Source organism: Paenibacillus sp. GL_099_B (assembly GCF_057835695.1).
This window is the reverse complement of record NZ_CM174430.1, coordinates 3,749,078-3,775,632: the sequence shown is the minus strand read 5'-3', so window position 1 is coordinate 3,775,632 and position 26,555 is coordinate 3,749,078. Positions and strand designations below refer to the sequence as shown.

Below are 26,555 nucleotides of genomic sequence, written 5' to 3'. Positions count from 1 at the left end.
TAATACGTCACATTTTTTAGATTGTCTGTCTTTTTTTAGACCTGTAAGATAAATGTAAGCGGTAACATAAAAAGGGGGTGACTGTAGTTTGTGTTCATTTGACAACCAGAAGGGCAGATCGAACTTGTGATTCTAAAATGAATTTTTCGATAAGGAGGACTTAATCCGATGAACCGAAGAACTGTTTCCATCCAGAAATCGATATTTGTATCTTTATTAGCGCTCCTTATGGTTATCTCACTGGTTATACCCCCGGCGCCTGTGCGTGCAGAGTCACCAATTAGCCTACCGGGTCGCCAAGGAGAATATCTTAACCGGGGTCTGGTTGCGGTTCTTGTAGACAACGGTGTTTTTTTAAGCTGGAGGTATTTAAATAATGATCCTGATGATATCTCTTTTAATATATATAAAAATGGAACCAAAGTGAACGCATCGCCCATAAGCGACGTGACGAACTATGTGGACACCACTGGTTTCGACAGCTCGCAGTACCAAATATCCACTATCGTTGCGGGAAAGGAGCAAATGCTGCCCGAAGTTGTCTCGGTCTGGCATAATGATTATTTGCCTATTCCGCTGGATAAACCGGCCGACGGTCGGACCAAAGACGGTGGAACCTATACGTATTATGCAGGTGACGCATCTGTAGCTGACTTGGACGGCGATGGCGAATATGAAATCGTCTTTCTGTGGAGTCCGAGCAATTCCAAGGACAATTCGCAGGCAGGTTATACCGGCAATGTCTATATCGATGCCATCAAAATGGACGGCACGAAGCTGTGGAGGATTGACCTGGGCGTTAACATCCGTGCCGGAGCGCACTACACGCAATTAATGGTGTATGACCTCGATGGCAACGGAAAGGCCGAAGTTGTGGTCAAGACGGCGGACGGCACGAAGGACGGACAAGGCACGGTCATTGGCGACGGCACGAAAGATTACCGTAACGAGAGCGGATACATACTGTCAGGGCCTGAATATCTCACGCTGTTTGACGGTGAGACTGGCGCAGCCGTGTCCACGGTGAATTATGATCCGCCAAGAGGAAACGTCAGCGATTGGGGTGACGGTTATGGCAACCGTGTAGACCGTTTCCTTGGCGCCATCGCTTATCTGGATGGCACGAAGCCAAGTGTCATAATGAGCCGGGGTTATTATACCCGCACAGTGCTTGTTGCTTATGATTATGTTGGCGGGGAGCTGGTCAAGCGCTGGACTTTCGACACAAACGAAGCAGGAAAACAGTATGAAGGACAGGGCAATCATAATCTAAGTGTGCTGGATGTCGACAATGACGGCAAGGACGAAATCATGTTTGGCGCTCTAGCCATAGACGATGACGGCAGCTTGATGTACAGCACCGGACTCGGCCACGGCGATGCCATGCACGCCGGTCAGCTCGATCCAAACCGGGAGGGCTATCAGATGGTAAGCGTGCATGAGCATTCAGATGCTGCATACGGACTGGAGATGCGCGATGCGGCAACAGGTGAAATTCTCTGGGGAGAGAAAACAGGTTTTGACACCGGTCGCGGGATGTCGGCGGATATTGATCCGAACTATCCGGGATACGAATCATGGGCCACAACGATTACCAATGGGCAGAGCGTTCCCGTAACCAATACCTATTCAGCTGCCGGAGAGGCTATCTACACGGTGGACGAAGGGCCCGAAACTGCCAATTTCGCCATCTGGTGGGACGGAGATCTTCAGCGTGAGCTGTTTGACCACGAGTGGGATAACAGTACAGCCAAAGGTATCCCGCTCATTTATAAATGGGATTACGAAAACAAAAAGCTAAATGAAATCTTCCGGGCGACCGGTACGTTAACGAACAACCATACCAAAGGGAATCCGGCGCTTCAGGCGGACATTCTGGGCGACTGGCGTGAGGAAATTCTGCTGCGAAGCGAAGATAGTTCGGAGTATCGTCTCTATACAACAACCATTCCTACAGACTATCGCATCCCTACGCTGATGCAGGACCCTGTGTATCGACTCGGCGTAGCCTGGCAAAATGTAGCCTACAACCAGCCGCCTCATACCGGCTTTTATCTTGGAGCGGAAGCTACCGCATTCCCTAAAGCCGATCTGGCGCTGACTCGCGAAGCAGAAATGCCGGAGCCGGTCTATCGCTTTAATTTCGGAACAGAGACTGCGTCGGGAAGTACGAACATACAGGATACGCTCTACGCGCAAAATCCAGGATACGGGTTCGTGGATACAACCGGTGTTACCGTAGGAGCAAATGAGGTTTCGGTTGCGACAGGTACGACATTTGCTGTTGACCTGCCAAATGCCAACTATAAGGTTACACTACGTTTGGGCAACGATACGCATGACTCAAACGTCGGGGTCAAATCCGAATTTGTGCAAAAGCTCGCCGTAAGCAATGTTGCAGCCGGAGCACCGTTGGAATATTCCTATGATGTTGCATTGGTGGATGGGCAGCTCGATTTACTCTTCACCGGTACAGCCATAGACATCCAGGATATCCTCATTGAGAAATATCCAGAGAAAGTGGCCGGTGCAGCAACAACGATCTATATGGCCGGTGATTCAACCATGCAATCTTACAGTGAAATGCAGGCTCCTCAAGAAGGGTGGGGCCAGCAGTTTGGACGTTATTTCTCGAATGGGGCAGTCATCGTGAATGATGCAATCGGTGGCCGAAGCAGCAAATCGTTTATGGTAGACGGCCGTCTGGACACGATCCTGCAGCGAATCAAACCGGGGGACTTCTTCTTCATTTCCTTTGGTCATAACGACGCGAGTGTAGGGATACCGGATCGGTATGCATCACCGGAGGACTATAAGATTTACTTGGCTCGTTATGTAAACGGTGCCAAACAGCGCGGCGCTACACCAGTATTGATCACTCCGGTTGGACGCAGAGATTTCAATACGGTGACTCAGGAATTCAACGTCAGCTTCCCGGCATACGTGCAGGCTGCCAAAGAAGTGGCAGAGGAGCTTGACGTGCCGCTAGTTGATCTCAGTAAGTTAAGTGTTGCGTACTACGATAAAATTGGTAATACAGCTACGGAGAAAGTGTTCCTTTATGCTAATCCGGGTGAATATCCAAAATACCCGAATGGGATCAACGATAATACCCATTTCAGCAGCTATGGTGCACAGAAAATTGCCGGACTCGTTGCTGGCGCGGTCAAAGACATGGAGCTGAGCATTTCATCGCTGGTCATCGACCCGGATATTTCCGAACCCGAACCAGAGCCGGAAATCCAGCTATATGAGGAGGATTTTGAAGGTGATGCCGCCGACTACCAGTATGCGATGGTCAATGCTACGGGTATTGCAGGAACCATGACGGGTACGGTCGTTGAACAGTCTGGAAATAAGGTACTGTCCGTTACGGGGTCCGGATCGGGCAATCGGGCCAAGGTGTTCCGTCTGTTCGATGCCGTAAACGGCGATCAGGTGAAAGTGAACTTTGACTGGCAATCCGGTAATGTGAGTGCCTATCCGTCAGAAGGTCATCTCACGGTCCAGGATTCTAACGAAAATGCCCTTTTCACGCTGTATACGAAAACCGGAAGCACGAAAATTCATTATTTTGTCGGTGCATATAATCCGGACTACGGTACGGGCGATACGGCCTTACCCGAAGGGGGAACGGCTACAGAGATTTCCAAGAACCAGTGGGTCGATGTGGATGCAACCGTTAATTTTGCCAAGAAAACACTGGATCTGACATTGAAGAATCTGGCGGATCCGACAGTTACACAAACGATTTCAGATATCCCGCTGAGTTCAGGTGTATATGCGGACAACGTCAGAGCCATTCGGTTCCTGGGGACGAGAAAAGGCGGTGGAGGCACGCTGAACTGGACTACGCAGATCGACAACGTGCGAATTGAAGGCACGGAGCTTCCTTCGGAGGGCGGCGATCAAGCTGCCTTAATCGCTCTGTACGATGAGATCAAAGCACTGGATCTGTCGGATTATACAGAAGCATCGAAAGCAGTAGTGAACCGGGCTTTGGCAGCTGCGGAAGCCATATTCAATACAGATGCCACTCAGAATCAAATTGATCATGTGTTTAACATGTTAACTGTGGCGAAAGATTCATTGACAAGTGAACCGGGCGAAGAGATTAGCGAATACAAATTTGATTTTGGTTCAGGCGGCGCTGCCGAAGGATACACCAATGTAGATGCAAAAAGAGCGTACATTGAAGGTAATGGGTATGGCTTTGCCGATACTACGCTAACCAAAGATGAGAACCGGGAAACCGGAGATGCGCTCAAGGAGGATTTCACACGGGTAAACGGCACCTCCTTCCTGGTGGAAATGGAACCGGCCAATTACCGGGTAACGATGACCATCGGGGATGCCCAAGAATCGACCAGCGCGAATGTCGTTGTAGAGCAGATGACGAAGCTGCCACTCACAACCATTGCCAAGGGCGAATTCAAAGAAATTACGTATGACATTGCTCTGATCGATGGCGTCTTTAATTTCGACTTCACCGGAAATGCACCGAAGATCAATGCACTGAAGCTGGAGCGCCTGCCAGATAACAGCGCAAGCGATGAACCTGTAATTTATTTGGCTAGTGATTCCACTGTGGCCAATTACGCGGAGAATTATCGTCCGCAAGCGGGTTGGGGCGAAACGTTGGGGAGATATTTTGATCAGAATGAGGTAAGCATTGATAACCGGGCAGTTGGAGGATTGAGCAGCAAAACCTTCCTGGTAGGCGGATATCTCAATGATATTTTGCTCGACATTCATGAAGGCGATTATCTGTTCATGCAGTGGTCTCATAACGATTCCACGCCGTCACGTCCGGAGCGTTATCTTACACCCGAGCAGTTTAAAGTATATTTGAAAGAATACATTAACGGTGCTGTGCAGAGAGGTGCAATTCCGGTTCTGGTCACGCCAGTGAACCGTCGCGATTTTACCGGAGAGGTGCTGAACAAGAGCTTCCCGGAATACGTACAGGCGATGAAAGAAACGGCGCAGGAAACGGAAACACTCATCATTGATCTGAACCAGGCCAGTTGGGAGCATTTCCAGGAGCTTGGAACAGAAGGAACCAAATCGATATTCATGTGGGTAGGTACAACTGAGGACAATACACACTTGCAGATGAATGGTGCAATCAAGGTAGCCGAACTCGTGGCACGTCTTGTGAAAGATTTGAATATACCGCTATCTGATTTTGTCACGCTGGAAGGGGAGTCACCTGATCAGGAAGCCCCGCATACTACGGCAACTGTGGAAGGAGAATCCCAGAACGACTGGTATACGACTCCAGTACAAGTAACCTTAACAGCAACCGATGAAGATTCCGAAATCGAAGGGACCTATTATAAAATCAATGGTGGCGAAACGGTGAGTGGTACGCAGTTGACCCTAACTGAAGAAGGAACACATACCATCACCTACTGGAGCGTCGATGTTGACGGTAACACAGAGAGTGAACAGTCTTTGTCTGTATCCATTGATCTCGTACCTCCAACCATTGAAATTCATGGGCAAACCGAGTACACCATTGATCAGCACGTGGAAATTGGCTATACAGCCTCCGATACGGTATCCGGTGTGGCAGAACCGACGGGTGTGCTCCTGGACACTCCGGCGTATACACTGGAACCCGGCCTGAACCAGGTTACGGCAACCGTCTCCGATTTGGCTGGCTGGGAACAGACAATTGAATATAGTTTCGGGGTTATTGCTACGTTCGACAGTCTGATCAATCTGACCAATTCCTTTGCGGATGAATCGATAGATCCTAATGCCGGTATTCTTGCTGATCAGCTTGCGAACACCTTACAGCAAGCCAACCAGGCAGCAAACGATCATGAAGGAGCAAAGGCGCGTCAACTGCTTGCAGCCTACGGTAATGACGTTCAAGCAGCTAGAGGAACCGTATTTACGGATGAGCAGGCAAATGTGCTGCTTAAGTTGGAAGAATGGCTCAAGCAGGCAACCCCACTAGCAAATGGGGCCCCTGGCACTCCGGTGTTATCTGACAATAACGGTTACGACACGGGGCTCAAAGACGGAGACTATACTGTAACGATGAATTTATGGTGGGGCAATAACGGCAATCAGTTCAAATTGTATGAGAATGGTGAATTGATCAAGGAAATTTCTCTGGTCGATCAATCCCCATCCGCCCAGTCTGTTAAAGTTGATATTACTGGAAAGAAAAATGGCACCTATATTTATACAGGTGAATTGATCAATGCACTGGGTACGACCACGAGTGTTCCGCTGACAGTCATCGTCACGGATGCTTCCCCGGGGCAATCTGTACTGTCGAACGACAACTGGGACGGTGACGGTAACTTTAATGTCACCATGAATCTGTGGTGGGGAACGAACGCGACCGAATACGAACTTTACGAAAATGGCGTTTTGATCGACACTCAATCGCTGCAAGCTCATACGCCGAGTGCACAGTCTGCGGTTACTGCAATTTCTGGAAGGGTACCTGGAATCTATGAGTATGAAGCTGTACTTCGTAATTCTTCAGGAGAAACCAAATCATCCAAATTAAACGTGACGGTACGAGAGTAAGCTGAAATGTTTGAGGCATTCCATTAACATTAAGTGATTAAAACGAAGTAAGGTAAGTATATAAAAAGTGCTACTCCTCATCATTTTTGAGGAGTAGCACTTTTGTTTATTTTGAGAAATTGAAACGGCTATGCATAGCCGTTCTTTTTGTTCTCAACATAGATGTAATAATAGCAAGCCAAATGTACGAAATTGACTAACGACCATACAACAAGCCATATGATTGGAGACGACAGGGTAGTCCAGATGCCGAACCAAGGCAGCACACGTCCTCCGCCGATAAACGTCACCAGAGGGGATAGGGACAAGAGAACTAGAATCGGGATCAGCCTTCCGACAATTATTAGAATCAATTTGCTGATCGTTAGGCGTTTGTTCCTCCGACGGATGTGAAAATAGGCATACACGCCCCATATAAGCGTAGCGAGGATCAGCGCAATCATGATCGTTTCCATATTTCGGCCGTTCAGAAAAGAGATTGTGGGCTTCTCACCCCTCATAATATTCGCGATTCCATCGATAAAAGCCGAGTAATTCACAAAAGCGTTTAATCCGGAATTAAACATCACCGCTATACCCAACTGATCGTCCAAATAAACCATTTCTTCCGACTTGTACGTCCAGAAAATGCCGCTATGGGAGATCGTTCGCCGGCCGGACTCGTCTTGGTCTGCAAGCCAGCCTATACCGTACGGACCGATGGCTCCAGCTGTATGATATTGTTTCATCAACGCAGGGGAAAGCAAGCTGCCATGATATTGGGCAAGCATCCATAGGGACATGTCCTCCGCGGTTGAAGCGATGCCAGCGGGACCGTCAATGAACCAAAGCGGTTCCGATTGACCTATGGAACGTCCCAAACTCAAGTAATGCCCTAGCGGAATAGTTTTATTTTCATAGATTTGCTGCGTCGTGGTGACGCTAAAGGTATGGTTCATTCCTAACGGTTCAAAAATATGTTTTTTCAGGTAATCTGAAAAGAACTCACCGCTGACGCTCTCCACGAGGTTCGCCAGCAATACGTAATTGGGATTATGATAGCTGTATGCTGTTCCGGGGCTATGAGCAAGTTGAATCTTGTTTAATAATCGGTTCGTCTCATTCAGCGATTGGAATTGCGGATTTCTCGTCATATCGGGATTTACTTTGTCATTGAGACCACTGGTCTGATTCAATAAATGACGGATCGTGATGTCAAGAACACGGGGATCCTGAGGAGAAAGCTCTGGAAAATAGGAAGCGTAAGTCGCATCCAGATCAATCATGCCTTTTTCCGCCAGCTGCAGAACGGCCAATGCGGTAAAGGACTTACTTAACGAAGCAATAGGAAAAGGGGTGTCTCCCGTAACGCTTTGACCATCCGCGAATGTCCCGTAGCCTTTTGCGTAGAAGACCTCATCGTTATTGGCAATCGCCAGTGAAGCAGCTTTAATGTGATTGGCTTTCATGGTCCGATTCATATATTCGTCGATCTCCTGCAAGACTTCTGTCCTGTCTCTGGCTGCATTGGCGGATACGGGGGTTCCCCACATGGTAAATAACAACAATAAACAGCTAATTGTGATATACATTCTTTTTCTCAGTTTTAACATGATAACACTCCTTGAATTCAAGATAAGGAAATGCTATCAGATAATTTTCAACTATTTATCAACTTGGGTCCCAATACTTACCGTCACGCTTCCGCCGCCGTGAGGTCCGTTTGCGACCTGGAGACTTCCTTCGTGTTTTTCGCAAAACACCTTGCAAATGTAAAGACCCAACCCGCGATGTTCGGACGAATCCCACACTTCGCCACGGTAAAAAGGGAGTACAGCCTTAACCAGGGCTTCGTCCGAGAAACCAGGACCGTCGTCTGAAACGGTAATTTTCATCGTGCCTTCCTGAAGGTCATAACAAACGTTCACTTGACTGGATGCGTATCTCACCCCATTGGCGACCACATTTTCGAAAATCTGCATGACAAGATAGGGATCCACATGTATTGAGGCATTATCATATTTCAAAGAAGAGACGAAGCGTATACCGAACTGCCTTGCTATTTGTTCGCCGCTGCTATCCAGTAAAGTCGTCAATGAGATCGTATCCATCGACTTGAAGTTCAACAGGACATCTTCCAGTCTCTGAATCGAGTTCATGGCCTCCGCATAGCTCTCCAGACGCAAGATGTGAAGGTTCATGGTATGGATCAGGTCCAGCACCTTTTCTTCCGATAACTTCTTCTCAGGCAGATAAGTGGCGAGAAACTCAGCGTTTCCTTTTAACACCGACAGGGGGGTTCTCAGATCATGGGCAAAAATCGCATTGAGCTGCTTCCGCTCCTCAACCGAACGCCAGAGCGTCTTTACGTTTTTCTCCAACTGTGAGCGCATGTTTTCAAATACCGCGATTAACTCGCCCATCTCGTCCCGGCTGTCATAGGAGATTCTGAAGCTTAGATCGTTGGCCGAAATGCTTTCGGATGCTTGCTTTAATAGCTCCAGCGGACGTTTTAGTTTCCATCTGTAAAATAGAACTGCCATAGTGACAATTCCTGTGGCCACGGTTAGCAGAACAGCCGCGACAAGGGAGGGCAGCACCCAATCCGTTTCTCCAAAACGCAGCCGCAGGTTCTCTGCCCAGGAGAACTCCATGGTTATGACGACCAGCACAGCAATGAGCGTGACCACGCACAACAGGATAAAAGATTGCAATAAGCTAAATCGCTTAAGCGGCAGCCTATTCATGAGCTTGGCCATTTGTATCCGACTCCCCAAACTGTTTCGATTCGGTTATCGCAGCTGTATTCCTTTAATTTGGAGCGAATACGCCGGATATGCTCCGCGATCACGCTGCTGTCGCCTTGATTGTCCATGCCCCAAATAGTTTCGTACATGCGTTCTTTTTCGAACACCATGCCGGGATGCATGGACAGCAATTCGATAATGTCGAACTCTTTTTTGGCCAGAGGAATTCGCTTCTCCCGGTAGTAGAGTTCCCGGGCTGTATAGTCAATGACCAAGTCTTCGTTAAACCTTACCGAGGATTTGCTTTGGATTCGCTGTTCCCTGCGCATATGCGCTTCGACCCTGGCCCCCAGTTCGTGAATACTGAAAGGTTTCAGGATATAGTCATCGCCTCCGGCCCGAAATCCGGCTATTTTATCTGCATCTTCGATTCGAGCCGTTAAAAATAAGATTGGGCAAGAGACGAAGTCACGAATTTTCTCGCACAATTGAAGGCCGTTCTGCTCAGGCATGTTGATATCTAGCAAAACGAGATCGGGTTGTTGTTCCACTTTCCGCAGCGCCTCCCGGCTGTCCTTGGCCGTCATGACGGAATATCCGTTTATTTCAAAGTAATCGGTCAGCAACTTTCGAAGATCTGCTTCATCGTCCACGATCAGTATTTTAGGCATTAATGCTCTGTCTCCCATATCTAAATGTTTGCATTCAGCATAGCAAAAAACTTCAAGCAATGTAATCTCCATTGAAATAGGATTTTTTATTCAGAAATCAATAAGTACTTGGGGAATAGGTACAACGTTTTGATGGAATAGAAAAAGGTCCCATCAATTCTTCCAGCAGGTTTACGTGAAAAAGGCCGTCTTCGATAAACTTAACTCTGTAGAAGTCTTGCAGCGGTTGATGAGGTGCGGAGTTGAGGCGGAAGCCTGGGTTCACAGAAACTAGTATTTATACAATCGATATTATAGAATATTAAATAGAGGGAATTATTCCAAATATGGGTTGTAATATTCTTGGGTGGAAGATACAATACTTTGAATTTCTATGAACAAGAGGTGGAAAACAGCTATGAAAAATAGAAACATAACTGGTATTGTAGTGGCCATAATTTATTGTGTTGTTCTTTATGTTTTTTTAACTGATGCCCCCCCTGGTGAAGCTCCAAATAATCCGTTTTGGGTTTATTCATTGTTTCCACTTGGAGTTGTTGTAATTACGTCTCTTTTTGATTATGTGATCAAGTTCGATTTCTTCAGAAAAAAGAAGAAGTAGTAGAAAAAAGTAAAGAATGAATGGTGTCGCGAGACAAACACATTGTTCCATTCAAAGTCGCTATTATAGCGGCTTTTTTGTTTTAAGGAACCAAGTTCATGTCCCAATCTGAGGACAAGCACATTGTGTCAAGAACTTAAGCTGAGCCGTACCACAAGTGAGTTCAAAAATATTGGAGTGTTGAGGAAGGCCACGCGGACTCACGCTGCATCAGAGGCGTAAAATCAATATTCCGGTGCGGCGTACTTCGTTACGTCCGGCTCAAATACCACTCCATTGGACAAGTCTAGCTCCACATGGGTGGTTCCGCGAACATCGGTCAGCACCAGTATGCGCGAGCCAACGACGGGAACGCGATCGGCGCTGGTACGCATGTGCGCTGAGACGATAATAGGAGCATCGTCGACGATATAGCTTACCTCGACCGTGAACATCGGGAAATTGAAGAGCCAGCGGTTAGTGAAGTTCACGGCAGTCAATGTCCCTGCGAATGACGAACCCTCCAAGCGGAGGCGCTGGATGTCCGCCTGACGTCGCGCGGCGTGGGCGATTGAGCCGGGTAACTGTACGAGCATGATAGCCGCCATAAGGGCGAAGCCAGCTCCGACGATGGCGCCGAGCTCTGGCGGGATCGTCGGCGACGTCGCTATGGCTGCGATGTCGAAGGGCCGCGCCGGATTGCTTGTCAGCGTCCAGAGCAGGAGGACTCCCGCCCCTGTAACCAGCCCTCCTGCGATCGCTAGTGTCGCGAAAAGGCCGGCGACCCTGGTCTGTCCGAACTGCTCGACCGCTCGCGAGTACACTCCACCGGTTGCACCGATCGCGACAAGCAGCAGCACCACGGCAATGCTCACCGTGACCGGATGACCGAGGAAAATGCTGATCGCGGGTGTCGGCGCCAGACCGAGCAGTGCTCCGAACGGAACGGAGCCTGTCATTGCCCACAGTGTAGCAGCTGTGAGCAGCCATGGCAGTATCGGAGCCGCACGTCCGACACGACGTCCCGGCCGGAGCATAGTCATCCTTCCGTTCCTGTCCATGGTGGAGAACAACGGCATCGTCTCAATATGTTTTTGCTGCCCGTGCTTCTGTTGATCCTCCGCAGCATCCCTCATTGGCATGGCCCTCCTGAGGGAGATAATTTAAAAGCATATATTTGATAAGGGAAAGATGAATAGTTGTGAGCGTTATCACAATCTAGGTGCCGTACTAAAAAGTTCAAATTTCTATTAACTTTATATTTAGCCATACACACCTTCACCTCCAGAAATTCTTGTCTATATTTTATCACCTATACGTTGTCTACTGTAGATAATCAATTCAAAACAAGGAGCAGATCAATAGTGATATCTGACTGATAAAAGGTCAATGTGATGGATTAAAAGAATATCTCGAAGAAGCCTTTCTTAAGAAAATGAGAGAAAAAACTACATCAACCTATCGGAGAACGATAATTGTATAAAGCGAAATCAAAATCAGGGCCATCCGGCGAAGGATGGCCTTTAACTTGCCGTCACAGACAGCGCGGAGAACCGTAGCACAAATAGAGGCAATTTCTCTGAAGAAAAACTTGCAGAAGTCTGTATTTAAAGAATGCGGACCCTTAAGAGTAGGTTAGGTCAGTCTTTATGGGATATATTTTGTGAACAACTTATGCGCGCTTTTTTATTGTTATATAACATATGGATTTGGTTTGAATGACAGACTCATTCTTTAGAATAGGGCGTAATCCCTCTTGAATATAGGTTCTCTACTAACTTGAAAAATTCTTCTGATGATAAATCCTTTTGACGCTGGATCCAAAGACGGAATAAAGAAAGAGAAGTTGTCAGGTAAAACTCAATGAAGTATGGCGTTAAGGAATGGTTTTGCGGAACGTTTAATTCCAATTGATGTAAAGTGATTTCTTTTTTTAAGCGTTTTAAAAAACGTGCACTTCCATAATCACCCAAAAGGGCATTCAGAACCAGGAGGTGTTCTCTGTTATCCAGACAATAAAGCGTATCTTGAACCATATTCATCGAGAGCTCTTTATTCGCCATTTCTTTTTTCATGTCATTGAATAAGTCATTTTCAACAGAGTCTAACAATTCGTAAATGTCAGTAAAGTATTGATAAAAGGTGCTGCGGTTATATCCTGACTTATTCGCAATTTCCTGAACCGAAATTTTCTCAATTGGCTTTTGGCTATATAACTCACAAAAAACTTCTACAAACTGTTGTCTTGTTTTCTCCGTTATTTGGGGTTGCTTTTTCATGTTTTCCTCCTACTAGCGAATAAGAATATCATCCGACAAATCATGAAAATCTGATGGTTGATCAAGGAATAATAAAGATTTACAATCACATCATACAACATGTTGTTGGGTAATCAAAAGGAAATGCTAATAAGTAGGGGTGGTTTATATGTCAGCAAAACAAGATAGAATTTTAATTTTTGGTGCAGGTGTCATCGGGAGCATGTACGCCATTAAGCTTATTGAAGCAGGGTTCGACGTTACCCTGTTTGCACATTCTAATAGATTTAAATCATTAAGAGAAAATGGCCTGCAATATAAAGAAAAAGATACAGTTAGATCGATACAAGTGAATGTCATTGATACGCTCGAAAATGACGATATATACGATTTTATTTTCGTTACCGTTCGTTATGATCGGTCCGAATCAGCGTTGTTAGCGCTAAAAGATAATCAAAGCAAAAATATAATTACGATGACTAGTAATTCAATTGGATTTTCTTCGTGGCTGGATATCGTAGGGGATAGACTTTTACCAGCTTTTCCAGGCTTCGGCGGACAGATTAAAGATGGAGTATTGCATGCTCGATTTCTACCAAAGTTTATAGCGGCAACTGCTTTTGGAGAAATTAATGGTGTAGTGACAGAACGTATAGAAAACCTCGCAACATTATTTAAAACAGCAAAGCTTCCTTACGTTATTAAAAAGGATATGCAAGCGTATCTAATCACACATTCCGTATCAGACATTGCCATGTTAAGCTTTTTGCATTCTGAGAATAAGATCATTGACAATAACACTGCCAGAACCAGAAAGACGGCACGCAAAATAACAGTCACTTTAAAAGCGCATCTAAGGGCAATACAAAAAGCTGGCGTTTCAATTGATCCACCAATGCTTAGAATGGTACTTAAAATTCCAAACATATTTTTGGATCTTTTCTTTATGACATGGCTACGAACTAAAATGGTAAGGGATATGATGTTGCCGGATTATGCGAATAATGCTAACAATGAGATTGTGCAGCTAAGTAATGATTTAATGAAATTTTTAAGTCAAAATGATATCAAATCGGTAATCCTTGACTAAACTAACGGGAAACGATAATTGAACAACAACAGCGGCAGTCTAAGACTTTATTTATCAAGTCTTGTTCTGTCGCCGCTTTATTTATTGGACCTATTCTAAAACTTTATTTTCACAGAATATCAATTTTCCGTTTTGCCCCAGTTGGGAAGGAAAGGAAGTCAGTCGGTTATTTGTCACCTGCACTATGTCTAACTCAAATGATAAAGCTTCAGAAACACGTAAGGCTGAACATTTGGTATAGGAATAGGTTGAAAACCGATTGGACGATGAACGGTTCTGGAAGGAAATATATGCGTACATATCATGAAATTTTTCCTGTGAGAAATGTATAACTAATCAATGAAGGTGCGCGATATGAAGGTCAAACTGATCCGAAGCAAGGAAGAATTTGGCGGTATGTTGCTGCCCTATCCGGAGAAGATGATCTGGGAGGCGTTACGCCGATCCGCTGTGAGCAGTTGATTCGCCAGTTAAATGGAGTGGTGGCGGTTATAGCTTGATGGGGAAGTAAGGGGATCAGCTGGTTCAGACCCGGACGATACTGCTCCTCTATCTCATTGAACTAGCGGGCAGATTAACACGATAAGCCTCTTAGGATTAGTCTGCTTAAGTAAAAAGAAGTATTTTCATGAATCTCTAATGTAAATAAATACAAATTGCACTTCAGTTAATCCATTTTCTATACATATTTTTAATAGTATATTGAGGTAAATAAAGTGATTATTCACTTTGAGAAATCCGAAATTGCTTTGTCGGTATTATTTTATGGCTACGTACGGGTTGCAAAACCATCGAAATATGGGAGTTTAAAACAGATGTTGTGCCGTAGTTAGTTTTATGAAAGGAAGGTATAAGGGTGAGTATTTATTACGCTTCAAGCAAAGGGGATATCACTAAGGATGCACTCCAAGAGTTATTTCTTTCGGTAGAATGGGAGTCTGGCAAGTATCCAGACGAGCTTTTACAAGCAATCGCAGGGTCTCATTCAATTGTTACCGCTTGGGAAGGAGCAAAACTTGTCGGTTTAATAAATGCTTTGTCAGATGGTGTTTTAACGGTATATTTTCATTATATGCTTATTAATCCGAGTTATCAGAGTATAGGTATAGGTAAGGAAATGATGAATATAATGCTTGATAGATATAAAGGGTGTAAAACAAAAGTATTAATTTCTTATCCTCATGCAGTGGATTTTTATAATAAATGTGGCTTTAATACAGAGGATGGAGCTACACCAATGTTTATCTCAGAGTTGATATGATGAACTAACGGGGAACGTTAGCTCAATAAAACTAAGAAGAAGACTTCAAAGTGATCAGCTGTTGTTTTCAGCTAAGGGACTGACAATAGAGATCGTTGCAGAAATGCTGACGATCCTTTTTGTATACCTATAGGGATGGTAGAGAACGGGAATATTATATTAGAGTGATATTCATTAAGCTATCGGCAGGATAGTACAAATTTTGTGCTTTAAGAGAAAGTGTGTTAAGGGACAAGAACATATTCCCAATGAAGTCGCTATTTTAGCGGCTTATTCTGTTTCAAGGTACCAAAAACTGTTTCCATGCCGAGGGAAAGAATGCAAGTCAAAAGCCTAGAATATTATTTCATCATTTTAGATAATATTGTTTCAATCAAAACAATTCGCAAAATTCATATTGTTTAAATCTAATATTGATGATACTATAATTTTGTTTCATACAAAACAATACATAGTTTTTGTTATGTGTAAAACAAAAAAAATAAGGAGGCAGCGCATGAAAAGAATAAATCCGAGATCCTCACACAAACAGCGGCAGATCTCATTTCACAAATCGTCATTACCGCTTCTTCGTTAGCTTTTATTTCCGGACGAGTTGCATTAAACGAATAAGGCGAGCTACTTGAGAAGGATGACTATCTGTTTCAGGCAAAGTAAGTCTTTGCTAAATTGGATGCAATTGCATCGATTTCCAACTAAGAGAGGAGAAATATGAAAATGAATTATGATGTGATTATTATCGGCGGGGGACCTGTCGGCATGATGTTGGCAGGGGAACTCGCTTTGGCGGACGTCAAGGTTTGTATTTTGGAGAAATTAGAAGATACCACCCCATACTCTAGGGCACTTAGTATCCATCCTCGTACAATAGAAATGCTGGACTTGCGCGGTTTAAAATCGGAATTGTTGAAAATCGGGAAACCGTTGCCGACCGGGCATTTTGCAGGCTTGGAAACTCGGTTGGACTTTACGGTCATCGACTCTTCATCGAATTATTCATTGTTTATTGCCCAATCCGAAACCGAAAAGATACTGGAGCGCAGAGCCAGAGAGCTAGGTGCGGAAATACGGCGAGGAACGGAAGTATCGTCCATCTCACCAAATTCAGAATATGTTGAAGTGGTAGCCACTGGAACTGAAGGCGAAATGACATTAACAGCAGCATATGTGGTTGGTGCAGATGGAGCCGGAAGCATTGTACGTAAACAGGCGAACATTCCCTTTAACGGAACGGATACAACACTTACTTCGGTCCAAGGCGATGTTGTGCTTAAACGCCCACCTGCAACGAATGTCGTTTCCAGCTTTGACGAGAACGGAATGATCATGATCGTTCCTGTGTCTAAAGAGTTGCATCGTGTAGTTTTTATCGATCCGGATCGAAAATCTATTCCTAAGGACACACCGGTCACGCTGGAGGAACTACGCTCAGGAATGCTCCGCATGTTAGGGGACGACTATGGGATTTCAGATCCGTACTGGATGACTCGCTTTGGCAATGCTACCCGACAAGCTGACCGCTACAGGGAGGGAAGAATATTCCTTGCAGGGGATGCTGCTCATATTCATTTCCCTGCCGGAGGTCAAGGTATGAATGTGGGACTGCAAGAGGCCTTGAATCTCGGTTGGAAATTGGCTGCGGAAGTGAAAGGATGGGCACCAGAAGGGTTGCTCGATAGTTACCATGAAGAGCGTTTTCCCGTCAATTCAGCATTGCTTAAGAATACACGTGTACAAACGCTGCTATTTGGTAACGATTTTTCATCGACTACGATCGATCTGCGGAGATTGATATCCAACTTATTGGAAATTCCGGAAGCTAACTACCGCTTAGCGAGTCAAATTGCAGCTGTGGATGTTGGCTATACAGTGCCAGATACTGTTTCTGAACATCCGTTAAATGGTCGCAGACTGGCAGAGATCAAACTGCGCAAGAATAACGGCGATATCTTCAGCAGTTACGAACTTTTCCGGGAAGGCAAATACATATTGCTAAATCTCGTTAATGATCAACTCGTGGAAGGCATCACTCGTCGTTTGCCCAATCAGCATTTCACATGTGTTACTGCAATATTGGCGGAACCAGCCCTGGACTGGAACAATGTGCACACAGCAATGATTCGTCCGGATGGATATATCGCATGGGCAATTTCCGATCAAGACAGTGAACTGGAACAAAGTATTAAGGAAGGTATTAAGAGCATCAGCAAAGGGTAACTTTTTTTACTCTTATTGTTTTGTGAGAAACAAAAAATGTCCGGAAGCCTCTGAATCATCGCTTTCCGGGCTTTTTCTATGTGAGATGTTGATATGAGAAACGTTCCGTTTTCTTACTTTACACTCGCGATGTCAGCTACGTTTTGGGGCGCAAATTTCAACGCGGGGAAATTAGCCTTAGCCGTGATGAGTCCCACCCAAGTTGTTCAAAGCCTTGGAAGCAACTAATCCCATTATTTCATGGATACTTTGGTCTACAAGTTTCCAAAAATAAGCGTATCAAATGTTTTTTGCGAAACAATTATGTATAATGAGGAGAGATACGCGAATAGAGGAGACCAAAGAAAATGCAGCCAATGGATCATTCTAAACAATGGATTTTTAAAAGCTTTATTCATCTTATGAGTCAACAGGACGTAAGGGAAAGCAAGTTATCCGTCAGAATGAGTGAGGAACTACATAAATTCGAAAAGGAATTTGGCGAAAAGGTGAATTTGACCTTGTCGGAGATTCACCTCATCGCATGTATCGGAGATTTCTCACCGATTAATGTCACCTCCATTTCAGAAAAAACGGGATTAACCAAAGGGTCCATCACAAGAATTAGCAAAAAACTTCTAAAACTGGCCTTGATTAAAAGACAGCAGATTAATGACAATAAAAAAGAAGTCTACTATAGTTTGACTTCAAAAGGACAAAAAGTTTATGTTATCCATAATCGAGTCCATCAAGAAATTGAAGAACGATTCATGAATTTTCTAGATAAATATACAGCTGATGAACTTGTTTTTGCGAGCAAGTTCATCCAGGATTTAAAAGAGTGGGATTATTGAAAGATATACGCCTGAATCGTTGATAAAATAAATGCCCATAGAGCTGCTAAGTTAGCAGCTTTTTATCTCAGTGATATTACCCCTCGAATTAGACATAACCCAAGAAATCTTAGTCTACCGGAACTCTTGAAGGAAATGATCATCAAGATATTTTTGCAATAGATGTAAACCAGCCGTCTAAGCTTCGCATTGAGCTGGAGAAGCGGGTTGGTGATTGCGCGAACTGGATGTTGTTTCGTTAAGGCGACACGGAAAATCCACTCGCATATCCAGTCACAATAGAGGGCAACCGTACGACAGTTGCATTAGAATATAACGATGCAGTCAAAGGTGCCTTTGCTTAGTCTACAACTTTATTTTCCGAGTCTAATTTGTTTTATTTGAACACAAGGAAAAAATTCTTTTACAATCATTGTCAGTACGTTATAATACAATCACCAGGTGGATTACCCAACATAAAAAGTGAAATATTGTAATTGATTAGTGAAGTCTAAGTAATTAGATATCGGAGGTATGGTTATGGTCAAGAAGAAAATTTCCAAAGCCCTCAGCGCAGCTTTAATCGTTTCTATGCTGGCTACTGGCGTGATCGTCGCTATCCAAGGTAATACAACGTTAGAGGTAGCGAAGTCAGCAGGGGATAAAAAGGTTGAAGTTATTAAATAAGTGAGACCTTACTATGCAGAAGATAGGTGCGAAAGTCAACGGAATCAAAAGACTCCAACAGTGTTAGCAACTAAAGATGAAGTGCTCTCTGCTAATTAGTATGAGATGAATAATATCACCATTATAATCAACACAGTCGCCATCTTTGATGGTGGCTTTTTTTGTTTTGAAGAGCGGGGTGCAGCCCTGGCAGGAAAAGGTTAGTTTTGGGAGACGCACTCTGAAAATTCAGTCTTTAGTATGAGGTGAACGATGATGAAGTCCGTATAATTAGGAATTGAAAGGAGAGTCGTATCTTACTCAAAATGGGCATCATTTGGGACAAATTGGAGGTTGAAAAGATTGAATAGGCACGAAGAAACCATGAATGCACCAAGCTTGTTTCGCAATCGGTTCCTGCAGACGATTTTATTATCAAGTGTGCTCCTGCAGGTTGGCATTTGGGTACGTAATTTCGCTATTCTCCTGTACGTTGCGGATAGAACAAACAATGATCCATACGCCATTTCGCTAATCAGCGTAGCCGAATTCGCACCAATTTTTGTTTTTTCGTTCATCGGAGGTACATTTGCTGACCGCTGGCGGCCGAAGCGAACGATGATCTGGTGCGATTTATTATCCGCGGTATCGGTATTCGTAGTACTTCTGACCATACATTACGGTTCTTGGCACTCCGTTTACCTTGTCGCATTCATCTCAGCTATTCTTTCGCAGTTCTCTCAACCTTCAAGCATGCGTTTGTTTAAGTATCATGTGCCGGAAGAACAGCTCCAGCAAGGGATGGCTCTATTCCAATCGCTGATGGCCATCTTCATGGTGCTTGGTCCTATGCTCGGAACCTTCGTTTACAGCACGTTTGGCCTTGAAATATCGATCGCTGTCATGGGCTTGGTTTTTCTGCTCTCTGCACTCGTTCTTATTCGTCTGCCAGAAGATCATATGCAAACTCAAACCGTCCCTGTAAAAGGGCAGTTCCTCAAAGAATTCATTGAAGGCTTCCGCTATGTTTGGCAAAGCCAAGTACTGCGGATGCTCGGACTTGCGTTTATTCTCGCGGGACTGGCTGTTGGCGTAGCCCAAGCGCTCAACTTGTTTATTGTAACGGAGCGGCTGGGCAGAAGCGAGGAGTTCCTGCAATATCTGCTAATGGTGAATGGTGCAGCTATGTTGATTGGTGGCGGAATCGTAGCCGTCTTCGCCAAGCGGGTTCCGCCGCAGATTCTTCTTGCGATAGGTATGATCGCAGGCGCAGTCTGCACAGCCATTGTAGGGTATTCGACAAGCGTTTCGCTCACCCTAACCGTTCAATTTCTGAATGGACTTGTTTTCCCTTGCATTCATATTGGGATCAGCACAATGATTCTGAAATGGTCAGAGGCTTCGATTGTCGGCCGGGTGAATGGGGTTCTGAATCCGATGTTCGTTGGCATGATGGTCGTTTCCATGTCTTTCGCTGGCGCGTTAAAGGGTGCCTTTTCGCTGGGGACGATATATGGTGGTGCAGGATTATTATTTCTTCTTGGCGCACTGGTCATGGTTCCGATCATGAACCACAAAGTGCCGGATAACACACATATTGCACAAGAGACATAATTTCGCGATTTTTATAAGATTTTAATGAGAAGAGCCGGCCATGAAGAAGTGATCGGTTCTTCTTCATTCCCTGGTGGTTAAGCCTCCAGTCTCATAGCGGTAAAAATTGTGATCGTTGTTTTGCTGGAAATGGCCGCTGAGAACTTTGATGGCTTCGTCATTTCAGATTATAGAAAAATACAGTAAGAACTTCAATAAAGACGAATAATGTCGAGGACAAGAACACATTCCCATTGAAGCTGCTATTTTAGCGGCTTTTTTGTTTTATCGGAACAAGTTCATGTTCCAAGGAACGGACAAGAACTTGTGGGAAACGTTAGTCCAATAAATCCAAGAAGGCAGTCGATTAACTTGACCGGCTACCTTTTGTTCAACTAACAGGAGGTACTATAGCTTTAAAGGAAGACCAAAGTTTTTGGGGAGCCAATGATGCTGGTTGAGAATTTAGACTCGCTTCTTTCCTAATCCTGTTTTCAAAAGTTATGGACAGATAGAACACAATTCATATTTCAAAATAACTTCAGAACATTGTTTCATTCATAATCACTATTATAGTTAGGGTATCGAAAGTTTTAAGCAACGGGATATTACGTGAGTCAGTGGGCTTAAATGAGCAACTCCAAAATACATCCCTTTAATGAAATTTGTTCATATATGAGAAACTGGAGTATGATGGGGGAAGGCAATGCTGATAATCACCATATAAATAATTTTATTTTTATTGTTAACCATACAGGTAAAGAGTTACCAAAAACTAATGTTTTTCTTTTTAGCTATTGTTCAAAAGGATTGTCCTTGGAAATTTCCTATATAATCAATGCCACATATGGAGCGATATATTCGAGCCTTATTGACCTATACATCACCATACTTCCTTGAAGGGGGACATCTGTTTTGGATGAGCAGTTTCTAGATTTATTGGCCCAGAAATATGATACGGAAGAAAAAATCATAACAGAGATCATCAACCTTGAAGCGATCTCCAATCTCCCGAAGGGAACCGAGCATTTTGTCAGTGATTTGCATGGGGAGTTCCAGGCTTTTCAGCATGTACTAAGAAACGGTTCAGGTACCGTCAAAGAGAAAATCAAAGAATTATTTCGGGAGGTTTGGACGGATCAAGAAATCAATGATTTTGCGGCGTTGGTTTATTATCCGGAAGAAAAAATACAGCTGGTTATAGGGGAACTGTGTAATAAACAGGCTTTGAACCAGTGGTATAGACAAACGATTGAACAAATGCTTAAGCTTATTTCTTATGCCTCTTCCAAGTATACGCGCTCGAAATTGCGTAAAGCTCTGCCGGAGCAGTATGTATATATTGTAGAAGAGCTTCTATACAAGACGGATTCGACCAACAATAAAGATCCTTATTACGAGGAAATATATCGGCAAATTATATCCTTGGGCCAGGCGGACAAGCTCATTATCGGCCTTGCTTATACGACCCAGCGCCTTGTGGTTGACCATCTTCATGTGGTTGGAGATATCTATGACCGGGGGCAGGACCCCGATAAAATTATGGATACGCTAATCAACTACCATTCTGTAGACATTCAGTGGGGGAACCATGATGTCCTCTGGATCGGTGCCTACGCGGGTTCGCTGGTCTGCCTTGCGAATATTATCCGGATCTGCGCCAGATACGACAATCTGGACATCATTGAAGATGTATACGGAATCAATCTACGCCCCCTGCTAAACTTGGCGGAGAAATACTATGAAGACAATTCGCCCTTCAGACCTAAGCTACAGGCTGGCCATAACGTATCGGAGCAGGAAATTCTGCAGATCACCAAAATTCACCAAGCCATTGCCATGATCCAGTTTAAACTTGAAATCCCAATTATCAAGAGACGCCCATACTTTAATATGTCTGAAAGACTTTTGCTGGAGCAGATTGATTACGACAAAAATGAAATCAACATCTGCGGAAAAACGTACCTGCTGGAAAACACCTGTTTCGCAACCGTAAATCCGGAGAAGCCTGAACAATTGCTGGAGGAAGAACGCCAGGTGATGGAAAAGCTGCTGTTCTCCGTTCAGCATTCCGAAAAGCTGGCCAGACATATGAATTTTCTTATGAAAAAGGGTAGCCTTTATTTAAAATATAACGGGAATTTGTTAATCCACGGCTGTATTCCTTTGGATGAAGAAGGAAATATGGAAGAAATGCAGATTGAAGACAAGACATATGCGGGCCGTCAATTGCTTGATGTTTTTGAAGAATATTTACGTTACGCCTATGCGCATCCGGAAGAGACAGAAGATCTGGCGACGGATATGGTATGGTACATCTGGACAGGGGAATGTTCCTCGCTCTTTGGAAAGAGAGAAATGACCACTTTTGAACGGTATTTTATCCAAGATAAAGAAGCACATAAGGAGAGAAAGAATCCTTACTACCATTTACGTGAAAATGAAGAGATCTGTCGAAAAATCTTGCTGGAGTTTGATTTGAATCCAGATCATGGACATGTCATTAACGGCCACACGCCAGTCAAAGAAAGTCGTGGAGAGAACCCTGTTAAAGCAAACGGAAAAATGATCGTGATTGACGGCGGTTTTTCCAAAGCCTATCAATCCACAACGGGCATTGCCGGATATACCTTGTTGTACAATTCCTTTGGCATGCAGCTCGTCGCCCATCAGAAATTTAATTCAAAAGAAGATGTCTTATGTAACGGAACGGACGTGTTATCTGTAAAAAGATTGGTGGACAAAGAACTGGCGCGGAAGCTGGTGAGGGAAACCAATGTCGGGGAGAAGCTGCTGCAGAAAATCTCAAATTTGAAGGATCTACTAGAATATCGCTACATGAAATGAAACGATTGCTAAAAGTACACACCCGGATCAACCGTTTGAGTGCAATTTGACGTAGACGCTCGTATTGGGCAGGGAAGTAATAATACCCTGCCTGTGCGAGCCTTTCTTTTTTTACAGAGCGATTTAACACGAGGCCTATGAGATGTCATCGCCTGGAGGATATCATTTTATGAAACATCTCGTCTAATAACATTATTTCTGCTTTTTGGCTGATGGCGTGGTTCCCAAGCTTTACATCAATTATGAAGTCATTGCTGAGCATCTGACGGTAACGGGAAATAATATCGCTGTCAGTCAATTTTCCCATTTCCTTCGTTTCGGGTGGGATTACCGGAATTCCGGCTTGCTCTACCAGATGAATGTTTTGTTTAATATCTGCGGCGATCTTGCTTAAAGTGCTTACACTTCTTGCTGTATCTATATCTACCATTCCGTCATTCGTATAGAAATGCTTGTTAACGATCGCGAGCGCAGTATGCGAAATATGGAATGCTTGAATGTCTTTTTGGATTTCATAATGCAAATCCACCGATTCAAATATTTGGGCAAGCTCTTTCACTCTCTCGGTCGTCAGTCCATTTATTTCACCAAAAATGGTTCCTTGATGTTTTTCGGAACCGAATTGGGCGTATAGAACATCTTCTTTGATGTCTCCACCGGCACCAGGGAAGCCCGGAAGTAAGCGATCTCCCACGATTTCAAGCCAAGAATCATATCCAATGGTGTTGGTTAAGGTGACGATGGTCTTGCTCCGATTATGCTTGATCGCAGACAGGGCAGATTCAACCTGATCATATCGGACTGGAACCAAAATGAAATCATAAATGTCTTCGTTATCAAGCTTTTCTATCGACTTGATCGATATTTTCTTTATCGTTCCATTATCGTTGTATTTCAGTCCATCCCTTTTCAGCGCCTCCAGTCTCTTTCCTCGTGCAAGTATAGTGACGTCTAGTCCCGACTGTGCGAATCGGAGTGCATATACACTGCCAATCACGCCGGCGCCAAATATCAAAAGTCTATGTGGTCTGGTGCTCAATATGATCATTCCTTTCAAAGAATTATTCACAGATTGTTTAAGCAACACCTGTTTGATAAGATAATAATATCGCATGCCTATGATTTCAACCGGCAGATTTAGTGGGAAGTTGCATAGGCAACACATTGTGATAATTGATGTTTAACAAGGAGATACAGTAATGGTAAATCAGGAAGATCCGAGGGTGTTGCGTACACGACAGTTAATTAGAACAGCGTTCAGACAATTGTTGCGGAGAAGGGGATTTGATGCAATCACGATCAAAGATATCGCACAGGAAGCAACCATTAACCGTGCCACCTTTTATGCCCATTTTGAAGATAAATATGCTTTACTTGACGAAGTCACAGAACAGGCTTTTCATGAGATGATTCCTGAGCATGTGGCGAATGCACAGGCGTTTACGGATGAAATATGTGACCAGTTGATTTTGCTGACGCATCAATACATCGTAGATTTTTATCGGATCTGCAGAATAGATTCCAATTCGATGGCTAAGCTTGTCGATGAAAAAATAAAGAAAATGCTGCAGCAAACGATAGAAAGCATTTTTTTGAAAGGGGATACCCACCATGGGGCGGACAAGCATCATATAAAAATTGCGGCGGCCATGACAGCTTCAGCGATCTATGGCGCTGCGCATTATTGGTTAAATGTCGAGGAAAAGGATCGAACCGATGAGCTTGTAGACATTGTTCGTCTCTATGTAATGAACGGCCTGGGCTGCATCGTAAATGGTGATGAATACAGATGAAAAACGAGACTGGTCAGATAGGAACAATGGTGTACCATAAGTTACACACTTACATTTGGCTACATAACGAATGATGGATGATGTTGAAAATAAAAGGGCATAATTCCATGAAAGTAGGGTATTTTGTGTCATTTTAGTAGGGAACTTCTTGTCAATGTACAATGTACAGATAGTGTCGAGGGACAAAAACATTGTGTCATTTCGGATTAGATTATTATCTAAATAAAGTGTTATGGAATAATGTCGCGTGACAAAATACCAATTGTATCAAAAGTCGCTAAAATTGAGGTTTTTATTTTGGTGAACAATTCTTTTTCCTGAGATGAGGATAACAAATAACTAATTATTAATTGATTTCTGCTTCATTAAGCTAATGGACAGAATAGTTCCAAAATGCGTTATTAAGAAAAGCGGTTGAGCCGTTGGTAGATAGAAGGCGATTTGAGTTGCGGAAATTCTTGGTGTGATATGCCCTTCAGCTTAATTGCTTAATAATGTTGATTCAAAGAAAGAGCCGATGATAGCTAGATCCTGTAGTATACAGGTTTCGAGGGTCAAGAACATTCTCCTATTATCGATTAGGCCAGTATCTCAAAGTGCAGTCTTTTGGCTTTAGAAATTTTCTGAGTAGACTATAACGATAGTAGGGAACTTGTGTCATTTTGGGAGCATCGAGGTACAGGGAAATATTACCATTTAAGTCGCTGTTTTAGCGACTTTTTTATTATGGCTTAGCCAGTTGAGTACGTGAAACGCGCGAATCAAAAAAACCACCCGCTATGCGGATGGAGGGATCGAGGGTTTGACCACCAAGACCATTGCAATAAAATTGAGATGTTCAGCCTGAAAAAGAAAATAACCCCATCGAAAAAGGGGTCGTAGTTCTAGGTCACGAATATAATATATGTCCCAAAGCTCCCCTGAACCGGTTTTGAGCTATCGCGGTATTTGTGCGGTGAAGGAAATAGTCGAGAACTAGTAATTACGAATATTTGGGAATGCGTTACATTTATAATTTTGGGAGGGAGGGTTTCAACTGATGGGAAAATCCACAATCTGCTCCATGCAAAGTCTTTTCTATAAACAACGGCGGTTGTTTGTATGGAGCAATAGCGAAATATAACCGCTGAATCATCTCTGGCATGATGTTACTGTTTATAGAATGACTTTGCTCCCTTAAATTTTCAAAAAAATTTTAAGGAGCAGAGCTATCATGAAATATGTAAATGCAGACAGCATCTTTCCGGAAGAGTTGCTAAAAGAAATTCAGAAGTACATTCACGGCCGTATGGTTTATGTCCCGACCCCAGAAAAATTGCACAAAAAATGGGGAGAAAAATCGGGGAGTAGAGAACAGCTAAGTCTAAGAAACGAAACGATACGTCAAACATATTTCAATGGAAAGTCGATCGATGAACTTTCGAATGAATTCGGTCTTTCCTACGAAAGCATTAAGAAAATCATTTACTCTAGAAAATAGATTCACTTG

At 43.9% G+C, this 26,555-nt stretch carries 17 protein-coding genes; 11 read left to right on the top strand and 6 right to left on the bottom strand.

The features are described 5' to 3' along the window. The first annotated feature begins 168 nt into the window (after positions 1 to 168). Entirely contained in the window at positions 169 to 6,552 is a 6,384-nt protein-coding gene (locus tag AC3ITG_RS17145) for a rhamnogalacturonan lyase family protein (protein WP_489250760.1), read from the top strand. A 128-nt stretch (positions 6,553 to 6,680) separates the two neighbouring features. Here the strand turns inward: AC3ITG_RS17145 and AC3ITG_RS17140 are convergent, their stop codons facing one another. Genes AC3ITG_RS17140 through AC3ITG_RS17130 form a run of 3 tightly spaced genes read right to left on the bottom strand, consistent with a single transcriptional unit; the run spans position 6,681 to position 9,949 of the window. Further along, positions 6,681 to 8,144, bottom strand: a complete 1,464-nt coding sequence (locus tag AC3ITG_RS17140) for a serine hydrolase domain-containing protein (RefSeq protein WP_489250759.1) — start codon at positions 8,142 to 8,144, stop codon at positions 6,681 to 6,683. Positions 8,145 to 8,195: 51 nt separating this feature from the next. Further along, positions 8,196 to 9,290, bottom strand: a complete 1,095-nt coding sequence (locus AC3ITG_RS17135; protein ID WP_489250758.1) for a HAMP domain-containing sensor histidine kinase — start codon at positions 9,288 to 9,290, stop codon at positions 8,196 to 8,198. Then, positions 9,275 to 9,949 (bottom strand): response regulator transcription factor, encoded by a 675-nt coding sequence (locus AC3ITG_RS17130; protein WP_489250757.1) that lies wholly within the window; start codon positions 9,947 to 9,949, stop codon positions 9,275 to 9,277. Before AC3ITG_RS17130 ends, AC3ITG_RS17135 begins: the two co-directional genes overlap by 16 nt. Positions 9,950 to 10,346: 397 nt before the next feature. On the opposite strand from AC3ITG_RS17130, the gene AC3ITG_RS17125 reads away from it, so the two are divergent. After that, entirely contained in the window at positions 10,347 to 10,550 is a 204-nt protein-coding gene (locus AC3ITG_RS17125; RefSeq protein ID WP_489250756.1) for a hypothetical protein, read from the top strand. A 224-nt stretch (positions 10,551 to 10,774) separates the two neighbouring features. Here the strand turns inward: AC3ITG_RS17125 and AC3ITG_RS17120 are convergent, their stop codons facing one another. Then, positions 10,775 to 11,665, bottom strand: coding sequence for a hypothetical protein (locus AC3ITG_RS17120; RefSeq protein ID WP_489250755.1), 891 nt, complete (start codon positions 11,663 to 11,665; stop codon positions 10,775 to 10,777). A 591-nt stretch (positions 11,666 to 12,256) separates the two neighbouring features. Continuing rightward, positions 12,257 to 12,808, bottom strand: coding sequence for a TetR/AcrR family transcriptional regulator (locus tag AC3ITG_RS17115; RefSeq protein WP_489250754.1), 552 nt, complete (start codon positions 12,806 to 12,808; stop codon positions 12,257 to 12,259). Positions 12,809 to 12,956: 148 nt separating this feature from the next. Between AC3ITG_RS17115 and AC3ITG_RS17110 the strand changes: the two genes are divergently transcribed. The 7 genes from AC3ITG_RS17110 (at position 12,957) to AC3ITG_RS17080 (ending at position 23,273) form a co-directional block, all read left to right on the top strand. After that, entirely contained in the window at positions 12,957 to 13,877 is a 921-nt protein-coding gene (locus AC3ITG_RS17110; protein WP_489250753.1) for a ketopantoate reductase family protein, read from the top strand. Between the two features lie 856 nt (positions 13,878 to 14,733). Further along, positions 14,734 to 15,138, top strand: coding sequence for a GNAT family N-acetyltransferase (locus AC3ITG_RS17105; RefSeq protein ID WP_489250752.1), 405 nt, complete (start codon positions 14,734 to 14,736; stop codon positions 15,136 to 15,138). 717 nt (positions 15,139 to 15,855) lie between these two features. Then, entirely contained in the window at positions 15,856 to 17,355 is a 1,500-nt protein-coding gene (locus AC3ITG_RS17100) for a monooxygenase (RefSeq protein WP_489250751.1), read from the top strand. A 347-nt stretch (positions 17,356 to 17,702) separates the two neighbouring features. Further along, complete coding sequence (locus tag AC3ITG_RS17095; RefSeq protein ID WP_489250750.1) at positions 17,703 to 18,188, top strand: MarR family transcriptional regulator; 486 nt, start codon at positions 17,703 to 17,705, stop codon at positions 18,186 to 18,188. Between the two features lie 519 nt (positions 18,189 to 18,707). Beyond that, positions 18,708 to 18,854 (top strand): hypothetical protein, encoded by a 147-nt coding sequence (locus tag AC3ITG_RS17090; RefSeq protein ID WP_413379225.1) that lies wholly within the window; start codon positions 18,708 to 18,710, stop codon positions 18,852 to 18,854. Between the two features lie 363 nt (positions 18,855 to 19,217). Further along, positions 19,218 to 20,447 carry an MFS transporter gene (locus tag AC3ITG_RS17085; RefSeq protein ID WP_489254483.1) on the top strand — a complete coding sequence of 410 codons (1,230 nt, stop codon included), beginning with the start codon at positions 19,218 to 19,220 and terminating at the stop codon, positions 20,445 to 20,447. An 894-nt stretch (positions 20,448 to 21,341) separates the two neighbouring features. After that, positions 21,342 to 23,273 carry a fructose-1,6-bisphosphatase gene (locus AC3ITG_RS17080; RefSeq protein WP_413379220.1) on the top strand — a complete coding sequence of 644 codons (1,932 nt, stop codon included), beginning with the start codon at positions 21,342 to 21,344 and terminating at the stop codon, positions 23,271 to 23,273. A gap of 145 nt (positions 23,274 to 23,418) precedes the next feature. On the opposite strand, the gene AC3ITG_RS17075 is transcribed toward AC3ITG_RS17080, so the two are convergent. Continuing rightward, a complete protein-coding gene (locus AC3ITG_RS17075) occupies positions 23,419 to 24,321 on the bottom strand; it encodes a ketopantoate reductase family protein (protein ID WP_489254482.1) in 903 nt (300 codons plus the stop codon). Between the two features lie 151 nt (positions 24,322 to 24,472). Here AC3ITG_RS17075 and AC3ITG_RS17070 point away from each other — a divergent pair, with 151 nt between their 5' ends. Then, a complete protein-coding gene (locus AC3ITG_RS17070; RefSeq protein ID WP_489250749.1) occupies positions 24,473 to 25,066 on the top strand; it encodes a TetR family transcriptional regulator in 594 nt (197 codons plus the stop codon). Positions 25,067 to 26,279: 1,213 nt separating this feature from the next. Next, positions 26,280 to 26,546 carry a CD3324 family protein gene (locus tag AC3ITG_RS17065; RefSeq protein WP_079345358.1) on the top strand — a complete coding sequence of 89 codons (267 nt, stop codon included), beginning with the start codon at positions 26,280 to 26,282 and terminating at the stop codon, positions 26,544 to 26,546. Positions 26,547 to 26,555: the final 9 nt, after the last annotated feature.

Bases quoted from the DNA above. Each gene is read 5' to 3' on its own strand.
- AC3ITG_RS17145 (WP_489250760.1), top strand. From the start codon at position 169: ATGAACCGAAGAACTGTTTCCATCCAGAAATCGATATTTGTATCTTTA.
- AC3ITG_RS17140 (WP_489250759.1), bottom strand. From the start codon at position 8,144: ATGTTAAAACTGAGAAAAAGAATGTATATCACAATTAGCTGTTTATTG.
- AC3ITG_RS17135 (WP_489250758.1), bottom strand. From the start codon at position 9,290: ATGGCCAAGCTCATGAATAGGCTGCCGCTTAAGCGATTTAGCTTATTG.
- AC3ITG_RS17130 (WP_489250757.1), bottom strand. From the start codon at position 9,949: ATGCCTAAAATACTGATCGTGGACGATGAAGCAGATCTTCGAAAGTTG.
- AC3ITG_RS17125 (WP_489250756.1), top strand. From the start codon at position 10,347: ATGAAAAATAGAAACATAACTGGTATTGTAGTGGCCATAATTTATTGT.
- AC3ITG_RS17120 (WP_489250755.1), bottom strand. From the start codon at position 11,665: ATGAGGGATGCTGCGGAGGATCAACAGAAGCACGGGCAGCAAAAACAT.
- AC3ITG_RS17115 (WP_489250754.1), bottom strand. From the start codon at position 12,808: ATGAAAAAGCAACCCCAAATAACGGAGAAAACAAGACAACAGTTTGTA.
- AC3ITG_RS17110 (WP_489250753.1), top strand. From the start codon at position 12,957: ATGTCAGCAAAACAAGATAGAATTTTAATTTTTGGTGCAGGTGTCATC.
- AC3ITG_RS17100 (WP_489250751.1), top strand. From the start codon at position 15,856: ATGAATTATGATGTGATTATTATCGGCGGGGGACCTGTCGGCATGATG.
- AC3ITG_RS17095 (WP_489250750.1), top strand. From the start codon at position 17,703: ATGCAGCCAATGGATCATTCTAAACAATGGATTTTTAAAAGCTTTATT.
- AC3ITG_RS17090 (WP_413379225.1), top strand. From the start codon at position 18,708: ATGGTCAAGAAGAAAATTTCCAAAGCCCTCAGCGCAGCTTTAATCGTT.
- AC3ITG_RS17085 (WP_489254483.1), top strand. From the start codon at position 19,218: ATGAATGCACCAAGCTTGTTTCGCAATCGGTTCCTGCAGACGATTTTA.
- AC3ITG_RS17075 (WP_489254482.1), bottom strand. From the start codon at position 24,321: ATGATCATATTGAGCACCAGACCACATAGACTTTTGATATTTGGCGCC.
- AC3ITG_RS17070 (WP_489250749.1), top strand. From the start codon at position 24,473: ATGGTAAATCAGGAAGATCCGAGGGTGTTGCGTACACGACAGTTAATT.
- AC3ITG_RS17065 (WP_079345358.1), top strand. From the start codon at position 26,280: ATGAAATATGTAAATGCAGACAGCATCTTTCCGGAAGAGTTGCTAAAA.